The sequence below is a fragment of the Roseibium sp. TrichSKD4 genome, assembly GCF_000148725.1.
In the GTDB taxonomy this organism is placed as follows: Bacteria; Pseudomonadota; Alphaproteobacteria; order Rhizobiales; family Stappiaceae; genus Roseibium.
In genome coordinates this window covers 47,406-70,389 of the sequence record NZ_GL476311.1, presented here as the reverse complement: position 1 = coordinate 70,389, position 22,984 = coordinate 47,406, and the positions used below count along the sequence as shown (strand labels likewise).

Below are 22,984 nucleotides of genomic sequence, written 5' to 3'. Positions count from 1 at the left end.
TTCACCAGCGCTCTTTTCTATTAGTGCGCTTCGTCCCAATTGTCGGCGGCTCTGGCGTCCACTTGCAAGGGAACGGAGAGTTTCAGCACCGGGTCGCATGCGTTTTCCATGACGTCCTTGATGAGCGGGATTGTGGCGTCCACCTGAACTTCCGGTACTTCAAAAATAAGCTCGTCGTGCACTTGCAGCAGCATTTGTGCATCAAGCTTTGAGGACAACAGGCGATCCTCCATCCGCACCATGGCTCGGCGCAGGATATCGGCGGCTGACCCCTGAATGGGAGCGTTGATGGCTGCGCGCTCGTAAAAGTTGCGCATATTCGGGTTCTTGGTGTTCACATCCGGATAATGCGCCTTGCGGCCAAAAATGGTCGTCACATATCCGGTCGCGTGAACCTGCTTCTTGGTCGCTTCCATATACTCCTTGATACCCGGAAAACGCTCAAAATAGGTTTTGATGTAGTCGCTGGCCTCACCACGCGATATGCCGAGCTGGGCTGCAAGGCCAAACGCGGAAATACCGTAGATAATGCCGAAATTGATTGCCTTGGCCTGACGACGGACCATCGGGTCCATGCCCTCAATCGGAGTGCCAAACATCTCGCTCGCCGTCATCGCGTGAATGTCGAGGCCCTCTTCAAACGCTTTCTTGAGCTGCGGAATATCTGCCATATGCGCCAGTACGCGCAGTTCAATTTGGCTGTAGTCAGCCGAAATCAGCTTCATGCCCTTTTCGGCCACAAACGCCTGCCGGATCTTGCGCCCGGCAGCGGTGCGAACCGGAATGTTCTGCAAGTTCGGCTCAGATGAAGACAGCCGGCCCGTTGTGGTGGCGGCCAAGGCGTATGAGGTGTGCACACGCTTGGTGTCCGGGTGGATGTAGCCGGGCAATGCGTCGGAATAGGTCGACTTCAGTTTGGAAAGCTGTCGCCACTCCACGATCTTGGAAGGCAGCGTGTGACCTTCGGCAGCCAGATCTTCCAAAACCGAGGCTGATGTTGACCAGGCCCCGGTTTTGGTTTTCTTGCCGCCGGGAAGCCCCATTTTGCCAAACAGGATGTCGCCGAGCTGCTTTGGAGAGCCGATGTTGAAGCTTTCACCGGCAAGCTCGTGGATTTCCGCTTCCAGCCCAGCCATACCTTGGGCAAAGTCCCCGGAAAGGCGAGAGAGCATTTGCCGGTCAACGGCAATCCCGCGTTGTTCCATGCGCGCCAGAACCGGTACCATAGGGCGTTCCAGCGTCTCATAAACCGTCGCCATACGGTCAGAGGCTAGCCGTGGTTTCAAGACCTGCCAGAGCCGCAATGTGACATCGGCGTCTTCCGCAGCATAGGCAGTTGCCTTATCGAGAGGCACCTTGTCAAAGGTGATCATCGACTTGCCCGATCCACATACTTCCTTGAAGGGGATCGGCTTGTGGCCAAGCCATCGCTCTGAGAGCTCGTCCATACCATTGCCGCCCTTGCCCGCATCCACGGTGTAGGAAAGGAGCATCGTGTCATCATAAGAAGTGACATTGACCCCATAGTGGGTCATGACCAGCCAATCATATTTCAGGTTCTGGGCAATCTTCAGAACTGCCGGGTCTTCCAGCATCGGTTTGAGAATGGCCAGCGCGTCTTTGAGCGGGATTTGCCCTTCAATCAAGGCACCGCCGCCTAACAGGTCCCCTTCACCATCAATATGCGCTAAAGGAATGTAACAGGCCTTACCGGTTGAGGTGGAAAGCGAGATGCCAACCAGCTCGGCCTGCATGGCATTAAGGGACGTTGTTTCGGTGTCAAAAGCCACATAGCCAACTTCATAGGCCTCGGCGACCCACTCCTTCAAACGGTCCGCCGACAAGACCTGTTCATAAGCACTCGTATCGATTGCAGACGTTGCGGCTTTTTCCGCACGGGCGTCGGCAAGCGCTTGCGGGGTCATCATATCGCCAGTGTCGGCAGCGCCTTCAGTTGACTGGGCTGGTGTGCTGGGCGCCGCCTTTTCAGCCATGCGCCCCTTGTGGTCCGGAACATCCCAGCCCGGAACCTCGAAGTCGTCCGGCTCGATGTTGGCGGCTTCAGCGTCCGTTGTCTCGGCCACCCGTTTGGTCAGCGTTGTGAACCCCATGGCCTTTAGGAAACCCACAGCCTTGGGGCCATCGATGTCGGAAACCTGCAGATCAGTAACCGGCAGTTCCACCGGCACGTCCTGCTTGAGGGTGACCAGCTGTTTTGAAACACGAGCCTGCTCGGCAAATTCGATCAGGTTTTCCCGGCGCTTCTTTTGCTTGATGGTTTCAGCCTTTTCCAGCAGGGTTTCCAGATCGCCAAATTCGTTGATGAGCAGCGCTGCGGTTTTGAGGCCAATGCCTGGAACGCCCGGCACGTTGTCGACACTGTCACCTGCAAGCGATTGCACCTCGATGACCTTGTCCGGTCCAACACCGAATTTTTCAAAGACCTCGGCCTCGCCAAAGGTCTTGTTTTCATCGTATCGATCATTCCAACCTTGGAATTGATCAGCTGCATCAAGTCCTTGTCGCCGGACACAATGGTCACACGGGCCCCCATGTCGGAGGCTTGCCGCGCATAGGTGGCAATGAGGTCGTCGGCCTCAAAGCCTTCTTGCTCAATACAATGGACAGAAAAGGAGCGTGTTGCTTGCCGGATCAGGCCAAACTGGGGAACCAGATCTTCTGGCGGTTCCGGGCGCTGTGCCTTGTATTCTGGATAAATGTCAGATCGAAAGGTTTTTGACGAGTGATCAAAAATCACCGCAAAATGCGTTGGCTCGTCCCCCTTTTCCGGCGTGAGGCCTTCCTGCAACAGCTTCCAAAGCATGTTGCAAAAGCCGGAAACGGCACCAACCGGAAGCCCGTCCGATTTACGTGTCAGCGGCGGCAAAGCGTGGTAGGCGCGGAAAATGAAAGTGGAGCCATCGACGAGGATCAGATGGTCATTTTCAGTGAGAGCGGGGGAAGCGTTTTGTGTCGACATGGCGCGGATCATGCCCGCAGTGTCCGCGCTTTGGAAGAGGGTTTAGGCGGCGTGAGCAAATTTATTTGGCAAACTGCAGGTCCGGTGCGGCTACGGCTTCAGCAGCGTACCAAAAGGCAAGTCTGTTGAGCGTCAAAATAAGCTCAAACCGGTCCAGCACTTGCCCACTGTCCACGGCCATATTGGCCAGAGCGATAAGGTCAAACCGCAAGTTTGCGTTGGCAGCGACATCCGCCCGACTGAGCAGCTGGGTCGCAAACCAGGAAATAGCATGGGCATCCACACGCCCCTGCTCGGCCTGGCCGCGAAAGCTCTCAATTTTTTCAATCACATCATTCATTCTCAATCACTTGAAAGGAGAGGCTTGAAAAGTGGCGGTAACGTCATCGGGAAGAAGCCGGGCTGTGTTTTCGGGTGAATGTGCCCTTGAGATAAGCCCATCTGGGGCGAGTGAACAAGAACTGGCCAAAGCCCACCTTGTTGATGAGCCAGAGCAGGATCATGGGGCTTACAACAGCAGTGATTGTCACGATCAGGGATGTGGTCCCGATATCCAGAATGCCGAGCTTGAGAAGAACGATGCGCGACACGGCCATCGGGAAAAAGAACGCCAGATAGATCACGATGGAGTTTTCTCCAAAGTGGCGCAGGAAACCCATTGTCCCGGATTGCACAATCAACGTGCTGGCCAGAATGATTGCGCCCGCGCCTGCAGCACCCAATGCCAATGAGATTACGGGTAGACCTGACAGTCCGGCAAAAACCAACCCGCCGTTGATGAGGCCCCAAAGGCCGAGCAGGCCAAGGCTCAGCGTAAGCCGTTCGCGCGCCCAATCCGCGAGCTTGAAGATGTGCGGCGCAAAGATGTAACCGGCGTAGAAGTAGACAAAGCGGGAGGCAAATTCGTCGACCAGAAGATAGCCTGTGTGAATTGGCGCAATTTGAAGCACCGCACCACCAGCCAACATGATTTGCCAGGGCACGCCTTTGTCATGGGCGAATTTGCACACAACAAAGAAGATCGGCAGCATATAGATGAACCAAAGCGTGCCGAATGGCTGAATGAAACTGGCCAGATAAAACTGAAGGGCCCCTGCCCACCCCATGTCAGCGGCAAAAACCGGCGCTTTCACAGCAAATTGAATGCTCATCCAAAGAACATAAAAATAAGCGAAGTGGATGACTTTCCTGTCCAGATAGAGGGTCCAGTCCCTCTTGATGACATTGGAAAGGAAAAGTCCGGAGATCAGAAAGAAATCCGGCATACGGAAGGGGGCGGCAAATGCCACAATGGCGTGCATCCAGCCTGTTGTTCCAGCGTCTGCCTCAACACCGAGAACAGAATGCATCATCACGACAAAGACAATGCATATGCCCTTTGCCGTATCGACCCAGTCTATCCGTGTTGATCTCTGGTTCATTGCCCATCCTATGAACGCTCAGATGGGGAAACTAACCTACATATTCATTGGGAACCGTTAAGCGGGATGGTTAATTATCCCAAAAAATACGGAATGGTTGTCTTATTTAATGCTGCGCACGTTAAGCGATCAGTTTTTGGAGCCGCCATCTGGCGCAGACCACGGGCTGATCCTCTCCTGCCCCGGTTTTGGGCCAGCTTCTTCTGTATTTGGAGCATCCTTGGTCGACCAGTCCGCTTCGTCGAGGTCAACGACCGGGTATGAGTTTCGCTGATTGCCTCCATTAATGATGGTGACGTTGGAGCGGGACAGGATAAAGCGGATTAGAGCTTCGCGAATTGGCGGCACGAACAGCAACAAACCTATGCCGTCAGTTACAAAACCGGGAAGCAGCAACAAAATGCTTGCCATGACAACCAATGCACCGTGCATGATTTCGGCTTCCGGCGCCCGCCCCTCGCCCAGCTCGGCCTGCATGCGCATAACCAGGGACAGTCCTTGCTGGCGCAACATCAAGGTTCCGGTCACAGCGGTAAAAACTGTCAGCAAAACGGTTGGCAAAATGCCAATCGCTTGTCCGACTGCTATGAAAACCGCAATCTCCAGCAAGGGCAAAAGGATGATGGCACCGAGTATATAAAGTCCCACAGTGACTCCGTCGTCTGGTATGATGGTCCTAACCTAGGTGGTTCTGGACGCGATTTCGAGGCCCGAGAGTGTCGGGAAATGGGCGTAGACGCAAAAACCTGCTTGCTCTTGGCGCTGGATACTGGTTGAAGAACGCCTACATACCTAGCAATGTTTGCAGTGCGGGGCTATGGTTTCGGCAGACTTGTCGACCGCCACCGCAAACTGCCACCATCATCGAGCCGGTAACACGAAATGAATGAAATTTTCGACGTCTACAACATCATTTTCCTAGGCTTGGCAGTGTTCATCCTCTTCCGATTGAAATCGGTGCTTGGAAAACGAACCGGAAACGAGCGGCCACCGTTTGATCCCTACTCCAAGCAAGACGATGCCGGACAGTCCTCACAGGGCGGCAAAAGCCAGTCTGACAACGTCATCCCGATGCCCGGTCAAGAATCCTATCAAGAGACAGGCATTCGTGAGCCAGAAGAAAATGGCGAAGTCGTCATCGACAAGCTGGCCCCTCAAGGTACAGCGCTTAATGAGGCCCTGAAGCAGATCCTGTCTGTGGATCGTACTTTTGAACCTCGTGAGTTTATTGAGGGCGCAAGCGCAGCCTACGAGATGATTGTGACAGCCTTCGCGGAAGGTGACCGGAAAACGCTTAAGCAGCTTTTGTCGAAGGATGTCTTTGACGGGTTCATCATGGCGATAGATGAACGTGAAAAGCGCGACGAAGTCATCGAATCCACATTTGTTGGCATCGACAAGGCGGAAATCGTCGAAGCTGCCCTGAAGGACGGTACGGCACAGGTCACCGTCAAGGTCCAAAGCCAGCTGATTTCCGCAACGTGCGACAAGGACGGCGAAGTCGTTGATGGGGACCCGAACAAGGTCTCCGAAGTCATCGACATCTGGACCTTTGCACGTGACACAGGGTCCCGAGATCCGAACTGGAAACTTGTGGCAACTGAATCTGCTGAATGATCCGTTGGGGCCGAGTTGTTTCGGCCGCAGTTTCACTCTTGGCGGCAGTCTTGTCCGGGACCGGAGAGGCAATGGCGGTAAAGGGCTCCGTAAAAAAAATCACCTTTGCTGACATTAACGGCTGGGCGGACGACGATCATGTCGCCGCCCTTTCCGCATTTGTGCGCTTTTGTGAGAGAGAGCCAACGTTCGACGAGCGGTTTCTGTTGCCGACCAAAGCCGTATGCCAGCAAGCCCACGCAGCACTGAAACAGGTTGGTTCGAAAAGGGCAGCGCGCCAGTTTTTTGAACAGTCTTTTATGCCCTACAGGTTCAAGCGCTCTGGATTTTTGACCGGCTACTTCGAACCTGAACTCCTTGCCTCGCGTGACCCGCACCCCGATTACCCTGCCCCACTTTTGGCAAAGCCGGATGGCGTGGTCGCCGTGAACGACGGCAACCGCCCGAAGGGTTGGCCTGAAGACATCAGTCATGGGCGTAAAACCGCGAATGGTCTTGTTCCGATGCCTGATCGCTCCGCAATTATGGATGGGGCGCTGGATGATGAAAAGCTGGAATTGGTGTGGCTGAAAGATCCGGTTGATGCCTTTTTTGTGCATGTTCAGGGATCTTCCAGGTTACGCTTGCCAGATGGTTCTGTGATGCGTGTTGGCTATGCAGGCAAAACCGGGCACCCCTACACCTCCATTGCCCGTGTATTGGTGAAGCGTGGAGAGGGAACGCCTGAACAGCTGACAATGTCGGGTTTGCGGGATTGGTTGCACGAGAACCCGGACCAGCGAGACGATCTGTTTCGTGAGAACCGCTCTTTCATTTTCTTTCGTGAAGTTGAAAAGGAGCGGCCTGAGGATGGGCCGATAGGCTCTGCAAACTTGCAGCTTGTTGCAGGGCGCAGTCTGGCAGCGGACCCAGGGTTTGTCCCCTTCGGTTTGCCGGTTTTCGTTTCTGCCCCTGCGCTAAAGCTGCAAGAAGGCACTGATCGGAATGACGTCATCGCCTCCCTTGCGCGAACACTCATTGCAGACGACAGCGGGTCGGCAATCAAGGGTGCGGCCCGTGGCGATCTTTTCGTTGGGTCGGGGATGAAAGCCGGTGAGATCGCAGGCGAAATCCGGCATCCGGCTGACATGACTGTTTTGGTGCCTATTGGTACAGAAGATGTCTTTTTGAAGCGGCTCAGCGAGGCACAATGACCGGTGGGCGGCGGAAAAAGAGGGGCAACCTGTCTCCGGAGGACCGCGAATTGTGGTCCAAGGTCACCAAGACGCTGACCCCGATGCACCCTGAGCGCATGCCCGACGACCTTGGTGAGCCTGATACTTCGGACATCATGGAGAGCGCCCCGGCTCCCGCCCCGCATACGGAAACGGCGCTCCGTACACCGTCCAAAGCGAAACCGGTACCTGCTCCGCCGCCACTTCATCAGCTTGAGCACAGATACCGTAAGAAGCTCGTGCGCGGCAGCAAGACCATCGACAGTCGTATTGACCTTCATGGCATGACGCAGAATCAAGCCCATGGAGCCTTGCGGTCGTTCCTGCATCGCAGTCAGGCAAGAGGACACAAGGTTGTCTTGGTCATAACCGGCAAGGGCGGGGATGGCCGGGGGTTTATGGATGAGCGAGGCGTGTTGAGGCGTGTCGTGCCGCAGTGGCTGGCGATGGCAGACCTCAGACCGCTCGTGATTGGTTATGAAGAAGCACATGCCAGCCATGGCGGGTCTGGTGCCCTTTATGTGCGCATACGGCGGAAAAGGTAAGCGGTGACACCACTTGGCGCAAAAATTCGGGAGCTAAGGAAAAAACGCGGCGTTTCGCTGAAGGAAATGGCCAAGGAACTTTCAGTGTCCAGTGCCTATCTGTCAGCCCTTGAGCACGGCAAGCGTGGTCGCCCGACCTGGTTTATGGTTCAGCGCATCATTGCCTATTTCAATGTGATCTGGGACGAAGCCGAAGAAATCCAGCGTCTTGCTGAACTTTCCGATCCCAAAATTACCCTCGATACATCCGGCATGGACCCGAAAGCGACAGAACTGACCAATCAGCTGGCTTTGAAGATCGGCGGTTTGTCAGAAGAGTCGCTCGCTCATCTGCTTCACCAACTGCGTGTTGTTGCAGCCAAAGATAGCGTATGAGGCTGTTTAGACGCGGATTTGTTTTGAGCGCTCAAAAGGTTGGCCCTTGCAATTTTGGGCAGCTTCCGGTCCGATTCTCCAAACGCAAACGAACCAACTGGGTCTTAAATGACAGCACTACCCAAGCCTGAAGACATGCCGCCAATCGAGATCATCGATGCAGAAGCCTTGCGTCAGCGGCTAACGGACATGGTCAAGAAGAGCGATGAAAACGGCGCTGATTTCGCCGTCCGCTCAAAGGTTCTGGCCGAATTGAAGCAGGCCATGAAAGATGGGCGTGATGCAGTTCGGGCCCAGTTTGAGGAAGATGGCCATGGCAAGACCTGTGCGCAGCGCCTTAGCCATCTGCAGGACGAATTGATCCGCGTAATTTATGATTTTGCGCTCTGGCACGTCTACCGGGTCACCAACCCGTCCGCCGGCGAACGCATGTCGGTTGTCGCGGTTGGTGGGTATGGCCGGGGAACACTGGCGCCGGGGTCTGACGTCGATCTGTTGTTTGTGTTGCCCTACAAGCAAACCCCTTGGGGTGAGCAGGTGGTGGAATACATTCTCTATCTGCTTTGGGACCTTGGTCTCAAGGTCGGCCACGCCACTCGCAACATCGACGAATGCATCCGTCTGTCGAAATCCGACATGACCATTCGAACTGCTATCTTGGAATCCCGCCACATCTGGGGCGATACGGAGCTGTTTGAAGACCTTGTACGCCGTTTCGATGCGGAAGTCGTTGCAGGAACAAGTTCCGAGTTCATTGAGGCCAAGCTTGAAGAACGAGATCAGCGCCATGACCGCCAAGGCGCGTCCCGATATCTCGTTGAGCCGAATATCAAGGAAGGCAAGGGCGGCCTTCGTGACTTGAACACTCTCTTTTGGATCGCAAAGTATCACTACCGCGTCCGCCGCCAGAAGGAACTGGTCAAGTTGGGGGTTCTCTCGCGTGCGGAATACAATCGCATGGTCAAATCCGAGGACTTTCTGTGGGCCGTGCGGTGCCATCTCCACTTCCTGACAGGGCGGGCCGAAGAACGGCTGTCCTTTGATGTTCAGCGTGAAATTGCCATGCGCCTGAGCTACACCCATCATCCGGGAATGCAGGAGGTAGAGCGCTTCATGAAGCACTATTTCCTTGTGGCGAAGGATGTGGGTGACCTGACCCGCATCCTGTGCGCTGCGTTGGAAAGCCAGCACGTCAAGGCACCTGAGGGCACAACTCTGGGGCGCTTGATGAGGCGACTAAGGCCCGGTTGGTCACCTATGCGGGCAAAGCCCGTTCCCGGCAATCCGGGGTTTGTGATTGAAAACAATCGGCTGAACATCACATCCAAATCCGTGTTTGCAGATGACCCGGTCAACCTGATCCGCGCCTTTCAGATCACGGATAAGGAGCAGTGTTACCTTCATCCCGAACTGACCAAGAATATTCGCCGCTCGCTGAAGCTGATCACGGCAGCGGTTCGCTCTGACCCTGAAGCCAATCGGCTTTTCATTTCTCTGCTGACCTCTCGGAAGAAGCCGGAAAGCGCATTGCGCAAGATGAACGAGACCGGCGTTCTGGGCCGGTTTGTTCCCGACTTCGGCAAGGTCGTGGCGATGATGCAGTTCAATATGTATCACCACTACACGGTCGATGAGCATTTGATCCGCTCAATCGGCGTTTTGGCTGAAATCGAACGGGGGGATTCAGGAGAAAATCACCCGCTATCAACGGAACTCATCCGCACATTGAAGAACCGCAAGGTGCTTTATGTGGCGATGTTCCTGCACGACATTGCGAAGGGTCGGCCTGAGGACCATTCCATTGCCGGTGCCCGGATCGCCCGCAAGATCTGCCCACGTTTCGGTTTGAGCGATGCTGAAACCGACACGGTGTCCTGGTTGATTGAGCATCACCTCGATATGAGCAACATCGCTCAAACACGAGACTTGGCCGATCCAAAAACAATCTCGGATTTTGCAGCCACCGTTCAGTCTCTGGAGCGTCTCAAGCTGCTGTTGATCCTGACGGTAGCGGATATCCGGGCGGTGGGGCCGGGTGTTTTCAATGGTTGGAAGGGGCAGTTGCTCCGAACGCTTTATTATGAAACCGAACCGCATTTGACCGGTGGTCACACCAAGGCTCCCAACACGCAGCTGGTCCAGCGTGCCAAGGCAGAGTTGATTGAGGCGTTGTCGCATTGGCCGGAGACCGTGCGCGAGGCCTATGTCGAGCGCCACTATCAGGCGTACTGGTTGCGGATGTCCAAGGAGCGCATGATTGGCCATGCGGAACTCATCCTTGAGGCGGACAAGGCAAAGAAACAGCTCGCCTTTCAGGTTACCCCCCACGCCTTTGAAGGGGTGACCGAGATCACGGTTCTGGCACCTGATCACCCCAAATTGCTGTCTATTGTGGCGGGCGCTTGTTTTGCGACCGGAGCCAATATCGTGGATGCACAGATCGATACGACGACGGACGGGTTCGCCCTCGATACAATCTTCATCAGCCGGGAGCTGCCAAAAGATGAAGATGAACGCCGCCGAGGTAAGCGCATTACCGATTTGATTTCCAAGGCGCTGAAAGGCAAGACACGGCTCGTGGGCAATCAGAACGGCAAAGCCTCCATGAAATCGCGGGTCAAGGCGTTCAAGGTGATGGCCGAAGTGCTCGTGAACAATTCGATTTCGGATGATTACACGGTGGTGGAAATCACTGGTCTGGATCGTCCGGGCTTGTTGTTTGATCTGACCCGTGCGATTTCAACGCTCAATCTGAATATCGGCTCAGCCCACATCACCACGTTTGGTGAAAAGGTGGTGGACGTTTTCTATGTCACCGATTTGACCGGTCAGAAGATCGCCAATATTGGCCGTCAGGAAATCATTCGCGAACGGCTGGAAGCAGCTGTTGGCGGAAATGTGGATATGAGCGGATCGGCTCCAGTCACCCGTAAGAACACGCGGTAACGGGGCGGGCTGACTTGAATTGACGCGGGAGCCGCTCGGAAAATGAGCCTTTTAAAGAACTTTGCAACGGTTGGTGGCGCGACACTGGCCAGCCGTGTTCTGGGCTTTGTCCGGGATCTGCTGCTTGCGGCGGCGGTCGGCGTCGGCCCGGTGGCAGATGCCTTTGTTGTCGCCTTCCGCTTGCCCAATCTCTTTCGCCGCCTCTTTGCAGAAGGGGCTTTTAACTCAGCCTTTGTGCCTCTGTTTGGCCGCACCGTTGAAGAGCAAGGCGATGAGGGTGCACGAAAGTTCGCTGGTGAAATTGGGGCTGCGCTCCTGTTTTGCCTGTTGATTCTCACCGCTTTGGCGCAGATTTTCATGCCATTTGTTGTCTGGGCACTGGCACCAGGTTTTGTTGCTGACCCGGAAAAGTTTGATCTGACCGTGCTCATGGCACGGATTGCGTTTCCCTATCTCATATTCATGTCGATGCTGGCCTTCATTGGCGGGATCCTGAACACTTATCAACGGTTTGCAGCGGCAGCCTTTGCACCGGTCATGCTCAATGTTGTGATGAGCTGCGTTCTGGGCGGTGTGCTGTTGCTCGGTGTTGAGGACAACATGACCTTGGGGATCGTACTGACCCTTGGGGTCACATTTGGCGGTATCGTTCAGCTCTCCGTGGTGCTCATTGATCTAAAACGGCTTGGCTTTTCCATTCCCTTATTCAGACCGTGCTACACAAAATCGGCAAAACGCCTTTTGGCGCTGGGCATTCCGGGTGTGATCGCGGGCGGTGTTACCCAGATCAATGTCGCAGTTGGGCAAATCATTGCATCCCTGCAAGATGGAGCCAATTCCCTGCTCTACTATGCTGATCGGCTTTACCAGCTTCCTCTGGGCGTCATCGGAATTGCCATTGGGGTTGTGCTTTTGCCAAGCCTGACCCGCCTCTTACGCTCTGGTCAGGAAACTGAGTATCAGCGCAGTTTGAACAACGCACTGGAGTTTTCGCTTGTTCTAACCCTGCCAGCTGCTGTCGCGCTTGCCGTTGTTCCGCACGAGATCGTGTCTGTGCTATTTGAGCGCGGCAAGTTTGATCAGCTCGCAGTTGAGGGTACGGCGGCGGCACTTGCCGCTTTTGCCTTTGGCTTGCCTGCCTTTGTCCTAAACAAGGTGTTTTCTCCGGGATATTTCGCGCGGGAAGATACCAAGACACCGATGAAATTCGCAGCGGTTGGCATGATCCTGAATGTCGCCTTGTCGATCGTACTCTTTCCGTTTTTTCATCATGTTGGCATCGCCATGGCGACCACCATTGCCGGATGGATCAACACGGCGCTCTTGGTGGTGGTCTTGTGGCGGCGTGGCCATTTCGCGCCCGACTTTAAGGTCTTGCGCAAGATTGTCCTGATCCTCGTTGCCAGCCTTGTCATGGGCGGCGCAGTTCATCTTGCCTCTCTCGGGTTGGCGGAATACCTGTCTGATGGCTGGTTTATTGTCCGAGCTGCCGCGTTGGGCGTTTTGGTCGGTGTTGGCATGCTCACATTTGCGATTGTCGCGCAGCTAACTGGTGGCAGTGACCTGATTACCCATGCAAAGTCGTTCCGCCGCCGAAAATCGGCGACTTGACCCTTCCGGGATCAATCTGTCTTGCAATGCGCCGACGGGCTGCCTATGACCATCGCGCAAAACCAAACCAGCAGGCCCTTCCAACCGGCCCTGTCAAACAATGGATCTGTCCATGACTGAGTTTCAGCCTCGCGTTTTCTCCGGCGTTCAACCGACCGGCAACCTCCATCTCGGCAACTATCTTGGCGCGGTTTCGCGCTGGGTGCCGCTTCAGGATCAAATGCCGACCATCTTCTGTGTCGTGGATTCCCACGCCATCACGGCAAGCTTTCCAAACCCGCAAGAGTTGACGGACGCAACACGCGAAGTAACCGCTGCCTATATGGCTGCCGGGATTGACCCGAAAAAGTCAATCATCTTCAACCAGAGTCAGGTGCGCGAGCACACTGAACTGGCCTGGATTTTCAACTGCGTTGCGCGCATGGGCTGGCTGAACCGCATGACGCAATTCAAGGAAAAGGCAGGCAAGAACAAGGAAAACGCCTCTGTTGGCCTGTTCGCCTATCCGAACCTGATGGCGGCAGACATTCTGGCCTATCGGGCAACCCACGTACCCGTTGGTGATGACCAGAAGCAGCATCTCGAGCTGACCCGCGACATTGCGGCCAAGTTCAACAATGATTTTGCAGAGCGAATCACGGAACTTGGGATTGGCGTCCCGAACCCGACACCATCTCCAGAATTGCCGGAAAACCTCTATTTCCCACTGACAGAACCGATGATTGCAGGCCCTGCGACCCGCATCATGTCGTTGCGCGACGGCACCAAGAAGATGTCAAAGTCTGATCCGTCAGACCTTTCCCGGATCAACTTGAAAGACGATGCGGATGCGATTGCCAAGAAAATCCGCAAGGCCAAGACCGACCCGGATGCCCTGCCAAGCGAGGTTGATGGTTTGAAGGATCGTCCGGAAGCTGACAATCTGGTTGGCATCTATGCCGCGCTTGCCGGGTCTACAAAGGAAGCAGTCCTGAAGGACTTTGGCGGTCAGCAGTTCTCGGCCTTCAAGCCGGCTTTGTCGGATCTGGCCGTTGAAAAGCTGTCGCCCATGACCAATGAAATGCGCCGCCTGACTGAAGACACGTCGGAAATTGATGCGGTCTTGAAAGATGGTGCAGAACAGGCCTCGGCCATCGCCGAGCCAGTGTTGAAGGATGTGCGCAAGATTGTCGGTTTCCTCGACGTCCGCTGACATGTGGCACTGAAATGATCTAGGCTCTCTCGAACATGGTTTGGGAGGGCCTTTTTTATGGCGCACGGGTATGAGAGCGGCAGATTAAATCTGCCCTTTGTCGGCATCTGCACATTCGGGAAGTTTCCCTATCAACCGGATTGGGATGCCATAGAAGCGGATGTGGCTGTTCTTGGCGCTCCGTTTGATTTTGGTACCCAGTGGCGGTCGGGTGCGCGGATGGGACCACGGGCAATCCGAGAAGCGTCCACGCTGTTTTCCTTCGGCCACGCTGGAGCTTACGACTTCGAAGATGACATCACTTATCTTCCTGCAGAGACCACACGGATCGTCGACATAGGTGATGCTGATATCATCCACACTGACACGATCCAGAGCCACGCCAATATTGAGGCAGGTGTTCGAAAAATCCTCGCCGCAGGTGCTTTGCCTGTGGTGTTGGGCGGGGATCATTCCGTCAATATCCCCTGCATAAATGCATTTGACGGCGAAGAGCCAGTCCATGTGGTGCAAATTGATGCGCATCTCGATTTCGTCGATGAACGCCACGGAGTGCGATATGGTCATGGCAATCCCATGCGCCGGGCAGCGGAAAAACCGTATGTGACCGGCTTAAGCCAGATTGGCATTCGTAATGTCTCTTCCACCGCCCGAGAAGGCTATGAGGATGCACGGCGTATGGGCTCAGATATTCAGTCCGTGCGTCATGTCCGCAAATTGGGCATCGAAGGCATGTTGGCGCGCATTCCGAAAGGAAAGCGCTATTATCTGACCATCGATATCGACGCTTTTGACCCCTCAATTGCTCCGGGAACCGGAACGCCAAGCCACGGCGGGTTTCTTTATTATGAGGTGTTGGAGCTGATCGACGGTCTCGCCAAACGCGGGACGATTGTTGGGCTGGACTTGGTAGAGGTTGCGCCGGACTACGATCCGACCGGGTCCACGAGCACGTTGGCGGCCCAAATCCTGATGAACACCATTGGGCGCATATTGCATCACCGATGACACCTTGTGGTTACAACGCAGGGTTCTTATGTCCACCTTGTATCCTGATTTTCGGGAAATTCTTGAAGGAGACCGCTGATGATCGTCACAACCACTCCGACCCTACAAGGGCGGGATATCGTCGAATACAAGGGCATTGTAACCGGCGAGGCGATCCTCGGAGCGAATATCTTCAAGGACCTTTTTGCCGGCATTCGTGACATCGTAGGTGGTCGTTCGGGCGCCTATGAAGAAGAGCTGGCCAGGGCGCGTCAGATCGCAACAGATGAGATGATCGCCCGGGCGCAACAAATGGGCTGCAACGCCGTTGTCGGTGTTGATCTGGACTACGAAACCGTCGGACAAGGCTCTATGCTGATGGTGAGCGCAACTGGCACCGCTGTAGTCGTCAGATAAGCCTTCAAACATGACTGGCTTTGAAATCCGGCGCGGGTTCTCAGAAGAACACCGCGAGCGCGTAGCTCTGCTCTTCTGGCAGGCGTTTTCTGGCAAGCTTGGCAAAGTGATGGGGCCGGATGAGAAAGCTCTGGCCTTCTTTGAGGGTGTTCTAAACCCAGATTTCGCGCTGAGCGCGGTAACAGCCGATGGAAAGCTGCTCGGCATGGCTGGTTACAAGACAGCTGGAGGGGCTTTGGCGGGCGGTGGCTTGAAAGAACTGGCGAAGGTCTATGGCTGTTTCGGAGCGCTATGGCGTGGGCTGCTTCTTGAAACGCTGGAGAGAGACCTCGAAGCAGAAACGCTTTTGATGGACGGGATTTTTGTGTCCGAAGAAGCCCGGGGACAAGGGGTCGGAAGCGCGCTTCTGGATGCGGTTTGCAGCGAAGCTCAAAGCCGGGGCCTCAAAAAAATGCGACTGGATGTGATCGACACAAATCCGCGTGCGAAATCTCTTTACGAGCGCCACGGCTTTGTGGGGACCGGAACTGTCGAGACCGGCCCATTGGCCGGCCTCTTCGGGTTCAAGTTTGCAACAACGATGATCAAACGCGTTTCTTAAAGGCCTTCGAACAGCGCGGTAGAGAGATAACGCTCGGCGAAGGACGGAATGATCACAACAATGGTCTTGCCCTCCATGTCGTCTCGCTGGCCGACGCGAATGGCAGCCGTGAGCGCTGCACCGGAGGAAATGCCGACTGGAACGCCTTCGGTACGGGCCACTTCACGGGCCGTTGCAAAGGCATCATCGTTGGAGATTGTCTGGACTTCATTATAAACGCTGGTGTCCAGAACGCTTGGAACAAACCCTGCGCCGATGCCCTGGATTTTGTGCGGACCTGGTTCGCCGCCGGACAGGATTGGGCTGTCTTCAGGTTCAACGGCAACAACGTGAAGGCTTGGCTTGCGCTCCTTCAGCACTTGAGACACACCCGTAATCGTGCCGCCAGTGCCAATACCTGAGACGAACACATCCACATCACCGTTGGTGTCGTTCCAAATCTCTTCTGCAGTTGTGTTGCGATGGATTTCCGGGTTTGCCGGGTTCTGAAATTGTTGCGGAATGATAGCGTTTTCGATCTCGCCAGCCAGCTCTTCGGCACGGGCGATGGCACCTTTCATGCCCTTCGGGCCTTCGGTTAGTTCAAGTTCTGCGCCGAGGATCTTGAACATCTTGCGGCGTTCGACGGACATGGTTTCCGGCATCACCAGAATAAGACGGTAGCCTTTTGCAGCCGCCGCAAAGGCAAGCGCAATTCCGGTATTGCCGGATGTTGGTTCAACAAGGACAGACTTGCCCGCGTCGATTTTGCCGTCTTTCTCCAGCGCCTCGATCATGGCAACGCCAATGCGGTCCTTCACGCTGGCAATTGGGTTGAAAAACTCCAGCTTGCCCAACAAGTTGGCTTTCACCCCATGGGCTTTTGCCAGCTTGTCCAACTGCACGAGCGGGGTATCACCGATGGTGTCAGTGATCGAGGAATAAATCTTGCCGCGTCCGCGCGTTTCACTGCTCATGTCTTGCTCCCGGAAAAGAATGCTAACTGGTGTTTTTATCAGCCACCAACGTAGTAGGGATTTGGTGCTGTTTTAAGAGGTAGTTTTTGTTCTGCAACGCACAGCGCGGAAATTGTTTTCCAACAATTGTGCGTCATGCAGAAAAGAGAAGATCGGGAAGCTGGTTCATGTCTTCAAACAGCGTTGCGCCAGCCGCCTTCATCGCCGCCCTGTCGCAGGCCGGGTCTTCCACATAGGCAAAAACCGTCATGCCAGCAGCCAGCCCGGCTTGAACGCCCGGCAAACTGTCTTCAATGACAACGCAAGTCTCCGGCGCAAAACCCATGGTTTTCGCTGCAAGCAGGAACACGTCGGGATGCGGTTTGCCGTTTTCACAGTCTTGCGCAGAAAATGTGCGCCCCTTTACGCTTGGCATCAGGCCTGATGAGCCCAATGTGATGTCCATTTTCGCGTGTTTCCCGGATGAGGCAACACAATATGGAATGTCCTTACCATTCAGAAAATCCAATACGTCGAAAATGCCGTTTATCGGGTCTACGCCTCGACGGAAAACCTCAAGGTCTCGCGCGCGGACCTGGTCCGGCCAATCTGGCGGCAAGTGTTTGCCGGTAAGCTCTTCCACCATGGCCTGAACGTTTTCAATCGTCCGACCCATGAAACGCTGCTGGCTTTCCGGTCCGCTCATCGGGTAGCCGAGGTCTGTGATCATCGCAGCCAATGTTCGATTGGTAAGGCGCTCGGTATCCACCAAAACGCCGTCACAATCGAAGATGACAAGTTCCGGGTTTGTTGGGGTCTTGGACATGAGGTTATCGATGCTCATTCAACACCCGTTGAGCCAAAGCCCCCGCTGCCACGTTCTGTTTCCGACAGGCTCTCTACCTCAACAGGCGCCATTTGAACTACAGGTGCAATCACCATTTGCGCGATACGCATGCCGCGTTCAATGACGAACGGATTTTCGCCAAGATTGATCAATATGACCTTCACTTCACCGCGATAGTCAGCGTCGACCGTGCCGGGCGTATTGAGCACGGTGACCCCGTTTTTGGCAGCGAGACCGGAGCGGGGACGAACCTGACCTTCATGGCCATCCGGCAAAGCCATCGTCAGCCCGGTCGGCACAAGTGCTCGAGCTCCGGGCAGCAAGGTGAGCGGGTCCGTCACCGCTGCGACAAGATCAAACCCGGCTGCCGCAAGGCTTTGATACTCGGGCAGCGGCAATCCCTCCGCGTGAGGGAGACGGCAGATTTCCAGTTTCAGGGACATTCAGGCCTCATTGATTTTCCAAAAAGATTTCAAGGCTTTTGCGATGGTTGGGGGGCAGAGAAAAATTCAGGTTACTTGCAATTTCCCGGCGAATCTCCTTGCGGGAACACACGCAACCTGAAAAGGTGCCATCGTATTGCCAAGGTAACCACGGGGGTTAATCCGAAATGATCCGTTTTATGTGTCTCCTGACAGCCGTTGCATGGCTTGGTCTTGTGCCAGCCGCGCATGCACAAACTGTCGGTTTTGCTGATGCTATCAAGATTTTGAGCCAAAGTTGCGGCAAGGACATAGACAAGTACTGTAAGAAGGCCAATCTCGGCAACAACGAGATCGGACAATGTTTGGAACAAAACAGCTCAAAAGTGTCCGCGCAATGCAATGCAGATCGTGCGCGCGTGGCGACATTGATTGAAGCGCGCCTGGCCGCACAGGCTGCGGTGCCAAAAATTTGTGAGCGTGCGTCGCAGCAGTATTGCCAAGGCATGGAGCCGGGTTCTGGCCACATCCTGAAATGTCTTTTGAAGGCTGAGCGCGTTGTCGGGAACAAGTGCAACGAAGCGATTAATCTCGCTGGCTACCGCTAATCCCGATTTGAGTCTCTGATTTGGAGTTTCCCATGAAATTCACTTCACTTTTCGTTGGCGCGGTCGCTGTTGCAGCTGTAAGTGCGACGGGCGCATTGGCACAAACAAAGTTGTCGCGGAACGAAATCATCAATTCCCTTCAAGGCGCACAAGCCAAGGTGGAGGTGAGTGCTGATGAACTGCGCAAGGCCGCATTCGACAACATCAAAAAATATCCGGGTGACAATGCTGCGGAAGTTCTGCCGCTGGCCCTGAAGCTGAACCAGCTGCGTCAGTTCAATGTCGAGATCACCTTCGATTTCGATTCAGACCGCATTCGGCCAGAGTCCTATGAAACCGTTGGGGTAATCGCAGACGCACTTCACACACCGTATCTCTGGGGTGCCAAGTTCTTTGTTGTTGGTCACACCGATGCAAAGGGTGATCGCGAGTACAACATCAAGCTGTCTCAGCGGCGCGCAGACGCCATTCGTGAAGCTTTGATCACGACCTTCCGGGTTCCTGCCGACCGTCTTGAGGCTGTTGGCCTCGGAGAAGAACAACTTCGTGATCCGGAAAACCCGGATGCAGAAGTAAATCGCAGGGTCCAGCTGATCAATGTTGGTTACTGATCGGGATCACAAGTAATCTGGAACAAGGCGGCTCCGGGCCGCCTTTTTTCATGGTGTCGGCTTGGAAAGAAAATCCGCTATCCGGGTCACGAGGCGTTCAGCCACCTCGGATTTGCCCATGTGCGGCCAGTCCTCGATACCTGTTTTGCTGACAATGCGAACCATATTGTGGTCGCCGCCCATGATGCCGGTTTCCGGGCTTACATCGTTGGCAACAATCCAGTCGGCGCGTTTACGCTGGAGTTTCGAGCGCGCATTGGCCTCAAGGTTTTGCGTTTCTGCCGCAAACCCGACCAGCAACAAAGGTCGGAGCGTATCGTGATGACCAATTGTCGCCAAAATGTCCGGGTTTTCGGTCAGGGACAGCGCTGGAGGCGCGCCGGTCGCGTCTTTCTTGATTTTTTGATCAGATTCTGAGGCGATCCGCCAATCGGCCACGGCTGCTGCCATGATCGCGACATCCGCCGGGAGGGCGTCCTTGACAGCCTGAAGCATTTCGCTGGCTGACTCCACATGCACTGTCTGAACCCCTTCCGGGTCCGGCAGGTTCACAGGACCGGAGATGAGCGCTACGGTCGCCCCTGCCCGTGCCGCAGCTGCTGCTATGGCATGCCCCTGTTTGCCGGAGGACCGGTTGGCGATATAGCGCACAGGGTCAATCGGTTCATGTGTCGGACCGGATGTAATGACCACCCGCCGGCCCGTCAAACTTGCCTTTTGTTCTTCCGCTGAGGAAAAATCAGTTTCACGTGAAATGAAGTTTTCAACGGCAGCAACGATGTTGAGCGGTTCTGACATGCGACCAAGGCCAGCCTCGCCGCTTTCCGCCATTTCACCCCGTTCAGGCCCAACGAAGTGGATTCCATCGGCTTGAAGTTGGGCAATATTGCGCTGGGTGGCTGCATTGTCCCACATTTTGGGGTTCATGGCTGGGGCAACCAGCACCGGCTTGTCGGTCGCCAGCAGCACAGCTGTTGCCAGATCATCGGCAATTCCATGCGCCATCTTGGCCATCAAATCAGCTGTGGCTGGCGCAATCAGAATGAGATCATTGTCTCGTGCAAGCCGGATATGACCCACATCCTGTTCGGCCTCCCGGTCGAACAACTCAGTGAAGACTTTTTCAGTAGAAAGGGCACCAACAGCCAAAGGCGTGATGAACTGCTGTGCGCCCTTCGTCATGACCGGGATTACCCGCGCACCGCGCTCACGAAGGCGTCGGATAAGGTCAAGTGACTTATAGGCGGCAATCCCACCGCTGATAATCAGGACAATCCGTTTGCCGTTCAGCACGATATGCTTTCCCAAGGTTTCACAGATAGCTCTATTCTATCAGCGTGCTGAGCGGAAGTCGCGAGGCGCTGGCGATACAACCTGACTGCTCGACCCTGTCATCTGATAAACAGCGAGACCGCGCTCATTCTGGCCATTGCTCAGGAAGCGGAAAAGCCCGTCAATGCCGATAAAGCCGTCGCGGTTTGTCAGAACACTGCGCGAAAAGCGCTGCTGCCCGGCAGAGCGTACGAGCCCTGCGGCTAATGTCACACCGTCATAGGCGAGCGTCGCATTGCGCGGTGGAACCGAATTGTAGGTGGACTTGTATCGCCCGGCAAATGTCTGAAAACCGCTGTTTTCCGGTCCCGGATACCAGCTTCCGGCCAGAACCGGATTGGATTTCATTTGCTGTGTATCCCATTGGCCGCTGCCGAGGATCTTGATGTTGCCGAAATTCGCCCCGGCGGCGGTCAAAGTCTGGACCACCAGTGACGGCACCCCGCCGCCAGCTGGAACAAATAAAGCATCAATCTGACCGGCGCTTGCTGCAAGAGACTGCGCTTTGGCGGTCAGGTCTGCCGTATCCCCGCCAGTTGTCTTGTACCGCTGAATGGAGACAATTCGACCTCCCGCACGGCCAACTTCCTGCCGGAAGGAAGCTTCGACAACTGCACCGTATGTGTTGTCAGGTATTAGCGCTGCAAAAGAGCGTTTTTGCTGGCTCGCAGCATAGCCGATAATACGTTTTACATCTCCCGCTGGCAGGAAGCTCAACAGGTAAACACCGCTGGAGGCGACGGAAGTGTCGGTTGAAAACGCAACAACGGGAACGCCGGATGAACGAGCAACCGTCGCAGCTCCTGAAACGGCAGGAGAGAAAATGGGCCCGAGGATAAACTCAGCACCTTCGGCAATAGCCGACTGAGCTGCGCTGCGTCCACCTTCAACTGTCCCGCCTGTATCCTTCACCAGAAGCTGGACATCAGCGTTGGGAAAGCTGGAAAGGGCAAGTTCCGCCGAATTGCGAAAAACTGTCCCGATTGACTGCGAACCGCTGTTGCCACTCAGAGGTAGGAGAAGGCCGACACGGACAGAGCCAGTGCCAATCACGTCACCGGATGTTTGCGGCGGTTGGTCACCGGAAATGGAAGTTCCAGGGAGTGAGCCAAGCGAGGATCCCTGACAGGCAGCCAACATCAATGCTGCTGCGCCAACACATGTCGCGCGGAACCAGTGTGTGGATTTCTTGCTCAGATGAATACGCTGCACCCCAGCCTCCTTGTAAAACTTCACGAGACACTTACGGTTTCGTGAAGGGTGTGTCCAGATCTACTCCGAGATCAAGGGCAAGACCCCATTCCGCGCCGGATTTACACTTGAATAACGATAAAAGGCCCGGTAGCGCTGAAAACAACCGCCCAAAACGGGCATTTTTGCGACGTACTAAACCGGATTGCAGCAGGAGCGCACCATGGACAAGACTGACAAGATTTCCGTGGAACGCCGCTATCATCTGTCTGCGCATGCATATGAGGCCCCGCGTCTTGAGCCCGCGCTTTATATTGTCTCCACGCCAATTGGCAATCTGGGAGATATCACGGTCAGGGCGCTGGAAACGCTGGCCGCCGCATCCATCATTGCCTGCGAGGACACACGAGTCACCGCCACCCTCACCCATAAATTTGGTTTAAAGGCACAGTTGCTTGCCTATCATGAGCATAACGCCGAAAAGCAACGACCGAAATTGCTGGAAACACTGGAACGGGGCGAGGCTGTCGCGTTGGTCAGTGATGCTGGTACACCACTCGTGTCGGACCCCGGCTATCGTTTGGTGCGGTCCGTGCTTGAGGAAGGCTACAATGTCATCCCGATCCCCGGCGCATCTGCTCCCATGGCGGGGTTGGTGGCGTCAGGCCTCCCGAGTGACACAGTAGTTTTTGCAGGCTTTTTGCCGCAAAAAGGCGGCCCCAAGACAACGCGGCTCAACGAGTTGGCGGCAATCAAGTCAACCCTGATTTTCTTTGAGTCCCCGCACCGGCTGGCGGCAACCTTGAGCACAATGGCTGAGGTTTTGGGTCCGGACCGAGAGGCAGTCGTTGCCCGCGAACTGACCAAACGCTTTGAAACATTTGAGCGAGGGACACTGGCAGAGGTGGCAAACCGGTATGAGGGTACGACCGTGAAGGGCGAAATCGTCATTCTCATTGGCCCACCTGAAGAAAAACCGGAAGCAGAAGCAGCAGATGCCGATGCGCTGCTTTTGGAAGCCTTGTCGGACATGCCAGTCAGCGCCGCGGCCAAAAAGGTTGCCAAGGCAACGGGCCTTGATCGCGGAGAGCTTTACAAGCGGGCGTTGTCTCTCAAAGACGGTAAGGGTTAA

Annotated in this window: 21 protein-coding genes and 1 pseudogene; 13 read left to right on the top strand and 9 right to left on the bottom strand. The window is 55.1% G+C overall.

All coding sequences use genetic code 11. The annotated features are described in order from the left end of the window. Positions 1–20: 20 nt before the first annotated feature. The 4 genes and pseudogenes from polA to TRICHSKD4_RS08800 all read right to left on the bottom strand — a co-directional run bounded on the left by polA (position 21) and on the right by TRICHSKD4_RS08800 (position 5,049). Positions 21–2,992 (bottom strand): annotated as a pseudogene (polA, locus tag TRICHSKD4_RS08815) (DNA polymerase I). A gap of 49 nt (positions 2,993–3,041) precedes the next feature. Continuing rightward, complete coding sequence (locus tag TRICHSKD4_RS08810; protein WP_009467155.1) at positions 3,042–3,320, bottom strand: hypothetical protein; 279 nt, start codon at positions 3,318–3,320, stop codon at positions 3,042–3,044. Between the two features lie 43 nt (positions 3,321–3,363). After that, the gene (locus TRICHSKD4_RS08805) at positions 3,364–4,401 is read right to left on the bottom strand and encodes an acyltransferase family protein (RefSeq protein ID WP_009467154.1); all 1,038 of its coding nucleotides are present in this window, start codon (positions 4,399–4,401) and stop codon (positions 3,364–3,366) included. Between the two features lie 129 nt (positions 4,402–4,530). After that, positions 4,531–5,049 (bottom strand): FxsA family protein, encoded by a 519-nt coding sequence (locus TRICHSKD4_RS08800; protein ID WP_009467153.1) that lies wholly within the window; start codon positions 5,047–5,049, stop codon positions 4,531–4,533. Positions 5,050–5,283: 234 nt separating this feature from the next. Here TRICHSKD4_RS08800 and TRICHSKD4_RS08795 point away from each other — a divergent pair, with 234 nt between their 5' ends. The 10 genes from TRICHSKD4_RS08795 (at position 5,284) to TRICHSKD4_RS08750 (ending at position 15,906) form a co-directional block, all read left to right on the top strand. After that, positions 5,284–6,018 (top strand): Tim44/TimA family putative adaptor protein, encoded by a 735-nt coding sequence (locus TRICHSKD4_RS08795; RefSeq protein WP_009467152.1) that lies wholly within the window; start codon positions 5,284–5,286, stop codon positions 6,016–6,018. A 71-nt stretch (positions 6,019–6,089) separates the two neighbouring features. Continuing rightward, positions 6,090–7,211 carry a murein transglycosylase A gene (locus TRICHSKD4_RS08790; protein ID WP_009467151.1) on the top strand — a complete coding sequence of 374 codons (1,122 nt, stop codon included), beginning with the start codon at positions 6,090–6,092 and terminating at the stop codon, positions 7,209–7,211. Next, positions 7,208–7,777, top strand: a complete 570-nt coding sequence (locus tag TRICHSKD4_RS08785) for a Smr/MutS family protein (RefSeq protein WP_009467150.1) — start codon at positions 7,208–7,210, stop codon at positions 7,775–7,777. The genes TRICHSKD4_RS08790 and TRICHSKD4_RS08785 overlap by 4 nt, the downstream gene beginning before the upstream one ends. A gap of 3 nt (positions 7,778–7,780) precedes the next feature. Then, positions 7,781–8,152, top strand: coding sequence for a helix-turn-helix domain-containing protein (locus TRICHSKD4_RS08780; RefSeq protein WP_009467149.1), 372 nt, complete (start codon positions 7,781–7,783; stop codon positions 8,150–8,152). A gap of 108 nt (positions 8,153–8,260) precedes the next feature. Then, the gene (locus tag TRICHSKD4_RS08775; RefSeq protein ID WP_009467147.1) at positions 8,261–11,098 is read left to right on the top strand and encodes a [protein-PII] uridylyltransferase; all 2,838 of its coding nucleotides are present in this window, start codon (positions 8,261–8,263) and stop codon (positions 11,096–11,098) included. A 42-nt stretch (positions 11,099–11,140) separates the two neighbouring features. After that, positions 11,141–12,709, top strand: coding sequence for a murein biosynthesis integral membrane protein MurJ (murJ, locus tag TRICHSKD4_RS08770; protein WP_009467146.1), 1,569 nt, complete (start codon positions 11,141–11,143; stop codon positions 12,707–12,709). 112 nt (positions 12,710–12,821) lie between these two features. After that, on the top strand, positions 12,822–13,901 hold the full coding sequence (trpS, locus tag TRICHSKD4_RS08765; RefSeq protein ID WP_040616662.1) for a tryptophan--tRNA ligase: 1,080 nt from the start codon (positions 12,822–12,824) through the stop codon (positions 13,899–13,901). Between the two features lie 57 nt (positions 13,902–13,958). After that, positions 13,959–14,909 carry an agmatinase gene (gene speB / locus TRICHSKD4_RS08760; protein WP_009467144.1) on the top strand — a complete coding sequence of 317 codons (951 nt, stop codon included), beginning with the start codon at positions 13,959–13,961 and terminating at the stop codon, positions 14,907–14,909. Between the two features lie 78 nt (positions 14,910–14,987). Continuing rightward, positions 14,988–15,305, top strand: coding sequence for a heavy metal-binding domain-containing protein (locus TRICHSKD4_RS08755; protein ID WP_009467143.1), 318 nt, complete (start codon positions 14,988–14,990; stop codon positions 15,303–15,305). Positions 15,306–15,315: 10 nt separating this feature from the next. Beyond that, positions 15,316–15,906: a GNAT family N-acetyltransferase gene (locus tag TRICHSKD4_RS08750; RefSeq protein ID WP_009467142.1), complete on the top strand. Its 591-nt coding sequence runs from the start codon at positions 15,316–15,318 to the stop codon at positions 15,904–15,906. Here the strand turns inward: TRICHSKD4_RS08750 and cysK are convergent. From cysK to dut, 3 genes are all read right to left on the bottom strand, one after another. Continuing rightward, positions 15,903–16,862, bottom strand: a complete 960-nt coding sequence (gene cysK / locus TRICHSKD4_RS08745) for a cysteine synthase A (RefSeq protein WP_009467141.1) — start codon at positions 16,860–16,862, stop codon at positions 15,903–15,905. The genes TRICHSKD4_RS08750 and cysK overlap by 4 nt on opposite strands. Before the next feature lie 133 nt (positions 16,863–16,995). Beyond that, positions 16,996–17,685 (bottom strand): HAD family phosphatase, encoded by a 690-nt coding sequence (locus tag TRICHSKD4_RS08740; RefSeq protein WP_208993048.1) that lies wholly within the window; start codon positions 17,683–17,685, stop codon positions 16,996–16,998. After that, on the bottom strand, positions 17,682–18,131 hold the full coding sequence (gene dut, locus TRICHSKD4_RS08735; RefSeq protein ID WP_009467139.1) for a dUTP diphosphatase: 450 nt from the start codon (positions 18,129–18,131) through the stop codon (positions 17,682–17,684). Before dut ends, TRICHSKD4_RS08740 begins: the two co-directional genes overlap by 4 nt. Before the next feature lie 167 nt (positions 18,132–18,298). Here dut and TRICHSKD4_RS08730 point away from each other — a divergent pair, with 167 nt between their 5' ends. Both TRICHSKD4_RS08730 and TRICHSKD4_RS08725 read left to right on the top strand, forming a co-directional pair. Continuing rightward, the gene (locus TRICHSKD4_RS08730; protein ID WP_168156997.1) at positions 18,299–18,718 is read left to right on the top strand and encodes a hypothetical protein; all 420 of its coding nucleotides are present in this window, start codon (positions 18,299–18,301) and stop codon (positions 18,716–18,718) included. 32 nt (positions 18,719–18,750) lie between these two features. Further along, positions 18,751–19,329, top strand: a complete 579-nt coding sequence (locus TRICHSKD4_RS08725) for an OmpA family protein (RefSeq protein ID WP_009467136.1) — start codon at positions 18,751–18,753, stop codon at positions 19,327–19,329. A gap of 48 nt (positions 19,330–19,377) precedes the next feature. Here the strand turns inward: TRICHSKD4_RS08725 and coaBC are convergent, their stop codons facing one another. Then, positions 19,378–20,622 (bottom strand): bifunctional phosphopantothenoylcysteine decarboxylase/phosphopantothenate--cysteine ligase CoaBC, encoded by a 1,245-nt coding sequence (gene coaBC / locus TRICHSKD4_RS08720; protein WP_009467135.1) that lies wholly within the window; start codon positions 20,620–20,622, stop codon positions 19,378–19,380. Between the two features lie 39 nt (positions 20,623–20,661). Continuing rightward, on the bottom strand, positions 20,662–21,873 hold the full coding sequence (locus TRICHSKD4_RS08715) for a penicillin-binding protein activator (protein ID WP_009467134.1): 1,212 nt from the start codon (positions 21,871–21,873) through the stop codon (positions 20,662–20,664). Between the two features lie 202 nt (positions 21,874–22,075). Between TRICHSKD4_RS08715 and rsmI the strand changes: the two genes are divergently transcribed. Then, the gene (gene rsmI / locus TRICHSKD4_RS08710) at positions 22,076–22,984 is read left to right on the top strand and encodes a 16S rRNA (cytidine(1402)-2'-O)-methyltransferase (RefSeq protein ID WP_009467133.1); all 909 of its coding nucleotides are present in this window, start codon (positions 22,076–22,078) and stop codon (positions 22,982–22,984) included.

What these genes read in the sequence shown, in the direction of transcription:
- TRICHSKD4_RS08810 (WP_009467155.1), bottom strand. Translation starts at nt 3,320, where the DNA reads ATGAATGATGTGATTGAAAAAATTGAGAGCTTTCGCGGCCAGGCCGAG.
- TRICHSKD4_RS08805 (WP_009467154.1), bottom strand. Translation starts at nt 4,401, where the DNA reads ATGAACCAGAGATCAACACGGATAGACTGGGTCGATACGGCAAAGGGC.
- TRICHSKD4_RS08795 (WP_009467152.1), top strand. Translation starts at nt 5,284, where the DNA reads ATGAATGAAATTTTCGACGTCTACAACATCATTTTCCTAGGCTTGGCA.
- TRICHSKD4_RS08790 (WP_009467151.1), top strand. Translation starts at nt 6,090, where the DNA reads ATGGCGGTAAAGGGCTCCGTAAAAAAAATCACCTTTGCTGACATTAAC.
- TRICHSKD4_RS08785 (WP_009467150.1), top strand. Translation starts at nt 7,208, where the DNA reads ATGACCGGTGGGCGGCGGAAAAAGAGGGGCAACCTGTCTCCGGAGGAC.
- TRICHSKD4_RS08775 (WP_009467147.1), top strand. Translation starts at nt 8,261, where the DNA reads ATGACAGCACTACCCAAGCCTGAAGACATGCCGCCAATCGAGATCATC.
- murJ (WP_009467146.1), top strand. Translation starts at nt 11,141, where the DNA reads ATGAGCCTTTTAAAGAACTTTGCAACGGTTGGTGGCGCGACACTGGCC.
- trpS (WP_040616662.1), top strand. Translation starts at nt 12,822, where the DNA reads ATGACTGAGTTTCAGCCTCGCGTTTTCTCCGGCGTTCAACCGACCGGC.
- speB (WP_009467144.1), top strand. Translation starts at nt 13,959, where the DNA reads ATGGCGCACGGGTATGAGAGCGGCAGATTAAATCTGCCCTTTGTCGGC.
- TRICHSKD4_RS08755 (WP_009467143.1), top strand. Translation starts at nt 14,988, where the DNA reads ATGATCGTCACAACCACTCCGACCCTACAAGGGCGGGATATCGTCGAA.
- TRICHSKD4_RS08750 (WP_009467142.1), top strand. Translation starts at nt 15,316, where the DNA reads ATGACTGGCTTTGAAATCCGGCGCGGGTTCTCAGAAGAACACCGCGAG.
- cysK (WP_009467141.1), bottom strand. Translation starts at nt 16,862, where the DNA reads ATGAGCAGTGAAACGCGCGGACGCGGCAAGATTTATTCCTCGATCACT.
- TRICHSKD4_RS08740 (WP_208993048.1), bottom strand. Translation starts at nt 17,685, where the DNA reads ATGAGCATCGATAACCTCATGTCCAAGACCCCAACAAACCCGGAACTT.
- dut (WP_009467139.1), bottom strand. Translation starts at nt 18,131, where the DNA reads ATGTCCCTGAAACTGGAAATCTGCCGTCTCCCTCACGCGGAGGGATTG.
- TRICHSKD4_RS08730 (WP_168156997.1), top strand. Translation starts at nt 18,299, where the DNA reads ATGATCCGTTTTATGTGTCTCCTGACAGCCGTTGCATGGCTTGGTCTT.
- TRICHSKD4_RS08725 (WP_009467136.1), top strand. Translation starts at nt 18,751, where the DNA reads ATGAAATTCACTTCACTTTTCGTTGGCGCGGTCGCTGTTGCAGCTGTA.
- rsmI (WP_009467133.1), top strand. Translation starts at nt 22,076, where the DNA reads ATGGACAAGACTGACAAGATTTCCGTGGAACGCCGCTATCATCTGTCT.